We start from the raw sequence: 7,191 nt of genomic DNA, 5'->3' as shown, positions 1-7,191 counted from the left end.
CGCGCGATGGGGCTTGCGTTAACCCCATCGCGCGCAAGCGCGCTCCCACAGGTCATTTACGCCGATCAGCTGCCGTCGGCCGGCATTTCCTTCACGTCGCGCACGCTGTACACGTCGATCGAGTACGGCGCGGCGGCATCGCCGGTGGTGCTGAAGCGGCCGAACACGGTGGCGTCGGCGCGCGTGTTCTTCTCCGAAAGGATCCGGCGGAAGCTCAGCACATCGCGTTTGCGGCCATTGCTGTCGTCCATCGTCAACGCGATCCCGCCCTTGCACTGTGCATCGGCCAGGGTGGTGATCTTGCCTTCGCTGGTGGCGATGCCCCGCACGGTGACGGTCGTCCCTACGTAGCGGGCGGCCGTGTCGAGCACCGCGCACAAGCTCTCGGGCGGCGTGTCATCGCCACGGGCAAATGCCGGGCTGGCGGCGAACACAAGGCCCAGGGTGACCCCCGTCACCCGGATAAAGGTTGGCACATTCATGGTGATTCCCCCGTTGTCACGGGCCGCGTGGGCCCTGCCGTTTGGACGGCTGAACGGAAGATGGCCCCGTTGCCGCATCGCGTCAATAAGAAAAATGGGCATTCAACTGCGCTTAGAATGGCTCCCATGGCCGCCCTGCCCGCCCAACCGGACCTCAGCCTGCGCACCTACGAAGGTGACGAAGGCACCGATCGCCATGCCTGGGCGCAGCTGGTCCTGCCCGTCCGCGGCTCGCTGACGCTCGACATCGCAGGGCGCGAAGGCCGCTTCGACGTGGCCCGTGCGGCCTATGTCCCGGCGGGCGCGTGGCACACCACCATCGGCGACCGGCCCAACCGCTCGCTCGTGCTCGACGTGGCCACCGCCGATATCCCGGACGGGATTGCCGACCGGCTCGGCACCGCGGCGTTCGTGCCCCTGGCACCCACCGCGGCGGCCCTGGTCGACTACATGCGCCTCCTGGTGGAAGACCAGGCACAGTCCCCGGAGCACCTGGCCCGCTGGGTGCCCCTTCTGCTGGACGCCCTGGGGCGCGAACGCGCCCGTCCGCTGAGCCGGCTGCAGGCCACCCTGGCCGCCGTCGAAGATGCCCTCGGCCGGCCGTGGACCGCTACCCTGATGGCCACGCACGCCAACCTGAGCATCAGCCGCCTGCACGAGCTGTTCCGTGCCGAACTGGGCACGACGCCCCGGGCATGGCTCGCCGAACGACGCCTCGCACGTGTTCGCGAATGGCTGGTGCGCACTGACCGCCCGATCGCGGCGATCGCGACCGACGCCGGCTATGGCGACCAGAGCGCCCTGACCCGCGCGATGCGGGATGCCATGGATACCACCCCGGCCGCCTACCGCCGCCAGCAACGCGAGGCGGCGTCAAAGATCCCGTAGCCCGCGCCAAGCGCCCGGCCGAGGCGCGCTGCGATCATGGCGGCGCGTATTTCGAGGAAGCAGCGTGGACGGCAGGACCCAAATCCCCCTGGGCATTCTCTTCGGCATGATCGCGGGCGCCCTCTGGGGCACCGTGTTCATCGCCCCGGAACTGGCCCGCGACTTCACCGGCCTGCAGCTCGCCGCGGGTCGCTACCTCGTGTATGGCGCTGTCTCGGCGGTGCTGCTCATCCCTCGCTGGCCCGCCTTGCGTACCTGGCTCGAACCTGGGCACTGGCGGGCGCTGGTCGGCCTGAGCCTGCTGGCGAACATCGTTTACTACATAGCGCTCGCGACCGCCGTGCAATGGGGCGGTGTCGCCATGGCGTCGCTGGTCATCGGGTTCCTGCCCGTGGCGGTGACGGTAGTCGGGAGCCGTGCGCAAGGCGCGGTGCCGTTACGCCGCCTGGCGACTTCGCTGTTGTTCATCGCCGTCGCGATCGTCTGCATCGGCTGGCAGGCGCTGGCGGGCGAAGGTAGCTTCGAATGGCGCCGCCTCGCCGGCTTCGCGTGTGCAGTTACAGCCCTGGTTTCCTGGACGATCTACGCGCTCAGGAACGCACGCTGGCTGCACCGCCTGCCGCAAGTTTCTGCGCACGACTGGAACCTGCTCACCGGCCTGGTGACCGGGGCACTGTCGCTGCTGTTGATCCCCGCCGCCATGTACTTCGACAGCCGGACTCATTCGGCGGGCGCATGGACACGCTTCGCGGCGATCAGCGCGGGCATGGCGGTTTTCGCTTCGATCCTGGGCAACGGCTTCTGGAACCGCATGAGCCGCATGCTACCGCTGACCCTGGTCGGCCAGATGATCCTGTTCGAGACGCTGTTTGCGCTGCTCTACGGCTTCGCCTGGGAGGCACGCCTGCCCGCGCCGACCGAGTGGGTAGCCATGGCCTGCGTGGGTCTGAGCGTGGTCCTGTGCCTGCACGCCCACCGCCGCTGATCCGTCGCTACGCTTTCCCCGCCGCGATATTCACGCTGATGGCGATGATGAACACGTTGAAGAAAAACGCGATCGCGCTGTGCATCAGGGCGATCCGCCGCAGGTAGCGGGTGCTGATCTGCACATCGGAGACCTGGAAGGTCATGCCGATCGTGAACGAGAAATACGCGAAGTCCCAGTAATCCGGTTCGTCATCGCCCGGGAAATCCAGGCCTTTGTGTTGGTCGCCGAAGTTGCCGTAGAACCCGTGCGCGTAGTGCAGCGCGAACAGGGTGTTCATGAACGCCCACGCGAGGATCAACGTCGTCGCGGCAATGGCGATGGCGATGGCACCGCCCTTCTGGGCCGACTCGAGTTCGGTGCTGACAGCGACCAGCACCGCCGCCGATACGACGACGCCGGCCAGCAACGTACTCCAGCGCCCGACGTCCTGGGTCCGCGCTTCATCACGCATGGCCGAGGGGCTGGCGTGGCGGAAGGTGCGGACGATGAGGAAAAGGTAGAGCAGCGCGCCCAGGTCGAACCCGAGCATGAAGCCCAGCGCGTGCGGCAGGCGCGTCCCCTGCAACACAGCGGCGGTGGCAGCGGCCACCAGCACGCCGGTGAGCAGGCGCGGCCGCGCCTTCAGGTAGCGGCGGCCCCACCAGGGCTTCGGGACGGTCTGTGCGGTCATGGGCGGGACTATAGCCGCGTGCAAGCGCACCTGCGCAACTTTTGCCAAAACGGCTACAGGTGCCTGTGGCATCATGCGCGCCGACTGACGAGGCATCTCCCATGAGCGACTACGACGACGATTACGACAACGAGCGCGAGCACGACGACGAAGACGGTGAGGAAAACACCGAATCGCACGTCTGGCAGCTCCTGCTCCTCATCAATCCGAATGACGAGGACGCCGCGCTCCAGCAGTTCACGGCTTACCGCGAGACGGCGGAAGAAGAAGGCGACGAAGATCCCATCGGCATCGTGGCACGGGTGACCGACTGGCGTTCCAGCTTCGAGGTGGACGCCGACGATACCCGTGTCCTCGTCGAAGCCATCAACGAGCTCGTGTCGCGCTGGAGCGACGTGGAGATCGACTGGGGCGGCGACCCGGATGATGATGAGTTCCACGAAGAGATCGACGGCCCGGAGATCTTCTCGCGCGCATTCGATTCACTGAACGAGCGCGGCTACACGCTGTGGTCGCGCGAAGCCGAAGAAGACGACGTCTACGCCGGCTGGATCACCTCGTCGCGCGATGACGAGAACATGCGCATCATCGCGACCGTGCTCGGCATCAACCTGCGCCTCGGCAACCAGGTGATGTAAGCCACCCGGGAAGGGCGTCACACCGTCAGGACGGTCTTCCCCTTCTTCCTGCGGCCCGGCGCTTCCGCGAAGGCGCGCGTGGCATCGTCCAGCGGATACAGCCGGTCCACCTGCACCTTGATGCGGCCATCCGCCACCCAACGGGCGATCTCGGCGAGCTGCGCCGCATCCGGCCGAACGATGAACCAGTACGCCTGGATGCCGAGCCCGGCGGCCCGGTCCGGCGACGGTGCGTCTTCCGCCTCGCCCGAAATCGTCACCAGCCGGGCCCGGGGCCTGACGAAACGCCAGCTGCGCTCCAGCAGGTCGTGGCCCACCGTATCGAACACCACGTCCACGTCGCCCGCGTGGTCTTCGAACCGCTGCGTCTCGGTATCGATCGCGATGTCGGCGCCCAGCTCAAGGCACAACTGCACGGCCTCGGCGCCACGCGCCGTGGTGACGACGCGTGCACCGGCGCCCTTGGCGATCTGGATGGCAAACGTGCCGACCGCGCCCGCGCCGCCGTGGACCAGGACGGTCTCGCCCGCCGCGAGCTTCGCGTGATCGAAGAAAGCCTGCCAAGCGGTGAGCGCACCGATGGGTAAGGTGCTCGCTTCGATCGAGGTCACCTCGCCTGGCAGCGCGGCCACTTCCGAGGGCAGAGCGCTCGCCTGCGTCGCGGCGGCACCATCGCGCCAGAAGTCGATCAGGCCGACCACGCGATCGCCCCTGGCAAAACCCTGGGTGTCCTTCCCCGCATAGGCCACCGTGCCTGCGAACTCGTGACCGATGACCACCGGGAGCGAACGCCAGGTGCCGTCGGGACCCTGCATCGTGCCGTTGGTGACCCAGCCAGGCTCGGCGAAAGTAAGGCCCACGGCCTCCACGTCGATCAACAGGCGGTCCTCCGCCTGGGCAGGCGCATCGATCTCGCCCACCCGGATGCTGAGATCCCCGGCCTTCGCGTCGGCGATCCATGCGGCCTTCATGGTGTGCGGTCCGCGTTCGGGTAGGCAGGCATGGCGGAGCTCCAGGGCATCAGGGAAGCACCGAGGGTTCCACCATCAGGCAGTGCTGGCTTGTATCCCCGGGCTGCCGCTTTGCATCCGCTCCTTCAACAGGTCGATGAACGCCCGTACCTTCACGGTGGGCTGCCCCGCATACACCGCATAGACACCGCCTGGGGGCAGTTCGTACGCGGGTAATAACGGGACCAGCCGGCCCGCGGCGATGTCGTCGTGTGCCACGTAGTCGGGCAGGACGGCCATGCCAACGTCGGCCATGACCAGCGCATGCACGGCAAGCGTGCTGTTGGCGCTGGCGGCGGCCTCGACCTGCACGGCCTCCTTGGCGCCCGACGCGTCGCTGAAGGTCCAGCGCGTCGGCGATGGCAGCACGGTGAGGGCGATCCAGCGGTGGCGGCCCAGCTCCGCGGGCGTGGCCGGCGTGCCGTGGGCTGCGAGATAGGCCGGCGTTGCCACCAGGCATTGCCGGACGTCGGCGAGCTTGGCCGAGCGCAGCGACGAATCGCGCAGCCAGCCGATGCGCACCGCCACGTCGAACCGCTCGGCGATGAGGTCCACGATGGTGTCACTGACGACCAACTCGGGCCGTACCTGCGGATAACGACGGACGTATTCCGCCAGTGCCGGCGCCACGATGAACGGCCCATGGTCGCCCGCCGCGGCGATGCGCAGGCTGCCCATGGGCGTGTCGCGGCATTCGCCCAGCCGGGTGATCGCGGCTTCCGCATCGGCGATGACGCGCGCGCAATCGTCGTAAAACCGTTCGCCGGCGTCGGTGAGCGACATCCTGCGCGTGCTGCGCAGGACCAGGGTCATGCCGACCTCCTCTTCCAGCCGGGCCAGATGCTGGCTGACCATGGCCTTGGTGGTGCCCATCTGCTCGGCGGCGGCGGTGAACGAGCCCGCCTGGACGAGGGTGACGAAGACCGAAAGGCGGTTGAGGTTGATATCGGTGGCCATGGGGACGCCCGGGCTTATCGTAAAGCCATACTTTACGATGAATTCTTCATATGGGCATTTTTGCGCGACGATGAAAAGCGCATCCTTGCGGCATCCCAACGCTAGGTCCAAGGATCCCCATGAACATCGTCCTGTTCGGCGCTACCGGCAACATTGGCAAGGTCATCCTCCAGGAGGCGCTCGACCGCGGCCACCACGTCACGGCGATCGTCCGCGACCCGACCCGGGTAACGGTGGCGAACCCGAACCTGAAGCTGGCGCAGGGCGACCTGCTCAATCCGTCGACTTACGAGGCAGCCCTGCAGGGCACCGACGCGGCGATCGCCAGCGTGAACGACCCGAACCCGGACAACGTCCCGAAGCAGGCCGAAGTGCTGCGGGATACGCTGGCCAAGGCGGGCGTGAAGCGTTTCGCGTGGGTGGGGGGCGCCGGGTCGCTGGAGGTGGCACCGGGCGTGCGGGTGATCGACGACCCCAATTTCCCGCCGGCATGGAAGCCGTCGGCGATGGGCATGGTGAAGGCGCTGGATGTGTTCCGCGCGAGCAAGGCGGACATCGACTGGACGTTCATCAGCCCGGCGGCGCATATCGAACCGGGTGAGCGCACGGGCAAATACCGCGTCGGCGGCGACCAGCTGCTGGTGGATGCGCAGGGCAACAGCCATATCTCGCAAGTCGACTATGCGATCGGCCTGCTCGACCGGCTGGAAAAGGGCGACGCCGCACGCAAGCGCATTACGTTGGCTTACTGATCGAGCGGGCTCGCCTTCGGCTTCGCGCTAGCGGATCGGTTCATCCGCTGGCGCGAATGCATGTTCTTAGCGGCTGACGCCGCCTCGCGCTCTGACGTCTCCGGAAAGAGGCCTGGGTGCCCACCCTCGCTGCTCAAACAGTCCTCCGCGTCCGTATAGGAGTGCGCCTGCGGCGCAAATGTACCTATTTGGCCTTCGGCCGCTCCCTTGTCCGGAACTCGCCTCGAGGGTGGGCACCCAGGCCTCCCGGACACACTGAGGTTGGATGTTGGGCGAGCCTCGCACTCTGGTCTTGCCAGGGCCTTCAGACGACCGCCGCCCTGTAGGAACGCGCGGGCGATCACCGACGCAGCGATGAAGCCCGATCGATCAGCGAGCAGCAGCAATCGCGTTGGCAGGTATCACCGGCGCGCTGGTCGCCACCATCGCCCCCATCGTCAACACGCTCAGCAGCACGGCAGCGGCGAAGAAGGTCTTCAGCAGGAAGGTTTCGGTTTTCATGGCGGGTCTCCGTGATTAACGAGGTGAGCCCGAGGGCCTTGCCATGGAGGTTGCATCCGCCGTGCCAACGGCAACTTCGCTACAAAATCCGCGCTGCAAAGCCATTTGGCCGAACCTGGGATACGCGAACGTGGCTGTCCGCGGACGAAGCCGTGTCCGGCCACGCATGTCCGCACAACGGACACGAAGCGAAATCCGGCTCTCCCACCATGAACCTCAGTACGTCCGGGAGGCCTTGGGGCCCACCCTCGAGGCGAGTTCCGCACAAGAGAGCGGCCGTAGGCCAATAAGTACATTTGCGCCGG

Annotated in this window: 9 protein-coding genes; 4 read left to right on the top strand and 5 right to left on the bottom strand. The window is 67.0% G+C overall.

Annotated elements, in window-relative coordinates:
• Positions 1-65: 65 nt before the first annotated feature.
• Entirely contained in the window at positions 66-482 is a 417-nt protein-coding gene (locus tag ACTHLF_RS20725) for a hypothetical protein (RefSeq protein ID WP_440330045.1), read from the bottom strand.
• Positions 483-608: 126 nt separating this feature from the next.
• On the opposite strand from ACTHLF_RS20725, the gene ACTHLF_RS20720 reads away from it, so the two are divergent.
• Together ACTHLF_RS20720 and ACTHLF_RS20715 are read left to right on the top strand one after the other, a co-directional pair.
• The gene (locus ACTHLF_RS20720; RefSeq protein ID WP_440330043.1) at positions 609-1,370 is read left to right on the top strand and encodes an AraC family transcriptional regulator; all 762 of its coding nucleotides are present in this window, start codon (positions 609-611) and stop codon (positions 1,368-1,370) included.
• Between the two features lie 64 nt (positions 1,371-1,434).
• Positions 1,435-2,355 carry a DMT family transporter gene (locus ACTHLF_RS20715; protein WP_440330042.1) on the top strand — a complete coding sequence of 307 codons (921 nt, stop codon included), beginning with the start codon at positions 1,435-1,437 and terminating at the stop codon, positions 2,353-2,355.
• 7 nt (positions 2,356-2,362) lie between these two features.
• Here ACTHLF_RS20715 and ACTHLF_RS20710 read toward each other — a convergent pair whose 3' ends face one another.
• A complete protein-coding gene (locus ACTHLF_RS20710) occupies positions 2,363-3,028 on the bottom strand; it encodes a DUF1345 domain-containing protein (RefSeq protein ID WP_440330041.1) in 666 nt (221 codons plus the stop codon).
• A 101-nt stretch (positions 3,029-3,129) separates the two neighbouring features.
• Here ACTHLF_RS20710 and ACTHLF_RS20705 point away from each other — a divergent pair, with 101 nt between their 5' ends.
• A complete protein-coding gene (locus ACTHLF_RS20705; RefSeq protein WP_440330039.1) occupies positions 3,130-3,666 on the top strand; it encodes a DUF6630 family protein in 537 nt (178 codons plus the stop codon).
• A gap of 17 nt (positions 3,667-3,683) precedes the next feature.
• Here the strand turns inward: ACTHLF_RS20705 and ACTHLF_RS20700 are convergent, their stop codons facing one another.
• Both ACTHLF_RS20700 and ACTHLF_RS20695 read right to left on the bottom strand, forming a co-directional pair.
• A complete protein-coding gene (locus tag ACTHLF_RS20700; RefSeq protein ID WP_440330038.1) occupies positions 3,684-4,637 on the bottom strand; it encodes an NADP-dependent oxidoreductase in 954 nt (317 codons plus the stop codon).
• Positions 4,638-4,712: 75 nt separating this feature from the next.
• The gene (locus ACTHLF_RS20695; RefSeq protein ID WP_440330036.1) at positions 4,713-5,633 is read right to left on the bottom strand and encodes a LysR family transcriptional regulator; all 921 of its coding nucleotides are present in this window, start codon (positions 5,631-5,633) and stop codon (positions 4,713-4,715) included.
• 119 nt (positions 5,634-5,752) lie between these two features.
• On the opposite strand from ACTHLF_RS20695, the gene ACTHLF_RS20690 reads away from it, so the two are divergent.
• Complete coding sequence (locus ACTHLF_RS20690; protein WP_440330035.1) at positions 5,753-6,385, top strand: NAD(P)-dependent oxidoreductase; 633 nt, start codon at positions 5,753-5,755, stop codon at positions 6,383-6,385.
• 369 nt (positions 6,386-6,754) lie between these two features.
• On the opposite strand, the gene ACTHLF_RS20685 is transcribed toward ACTHLF_RS20690, so the two are convergent.
• Positions 6,755-6,886, bottom strand: coding sequence for a hypothetical protein (locus tag ACTHLF_RS20685; RefSeq protein ID WP_440330033.1), 132 nt, complete (start codon positions 6,884-6,886; stop codon positions 6,755-6,757).
• Positions 6,887-7,191 lie beyond the last annotated feature (305 nt).

Origin of the sequence: Luteibacter sp. (assembly GCF_051958795.1) — a bacterium.
GTDB lineage: Bacteria > Pseudomonadota > Gammaproteobacteria > Xanthomonadales > Rhodanobacteraceae > Luteibacter.
Note: the sequence above shows the minus strand (reverse complement) of the source record. Positions and strands in the feature narration are given on the sequence as shown.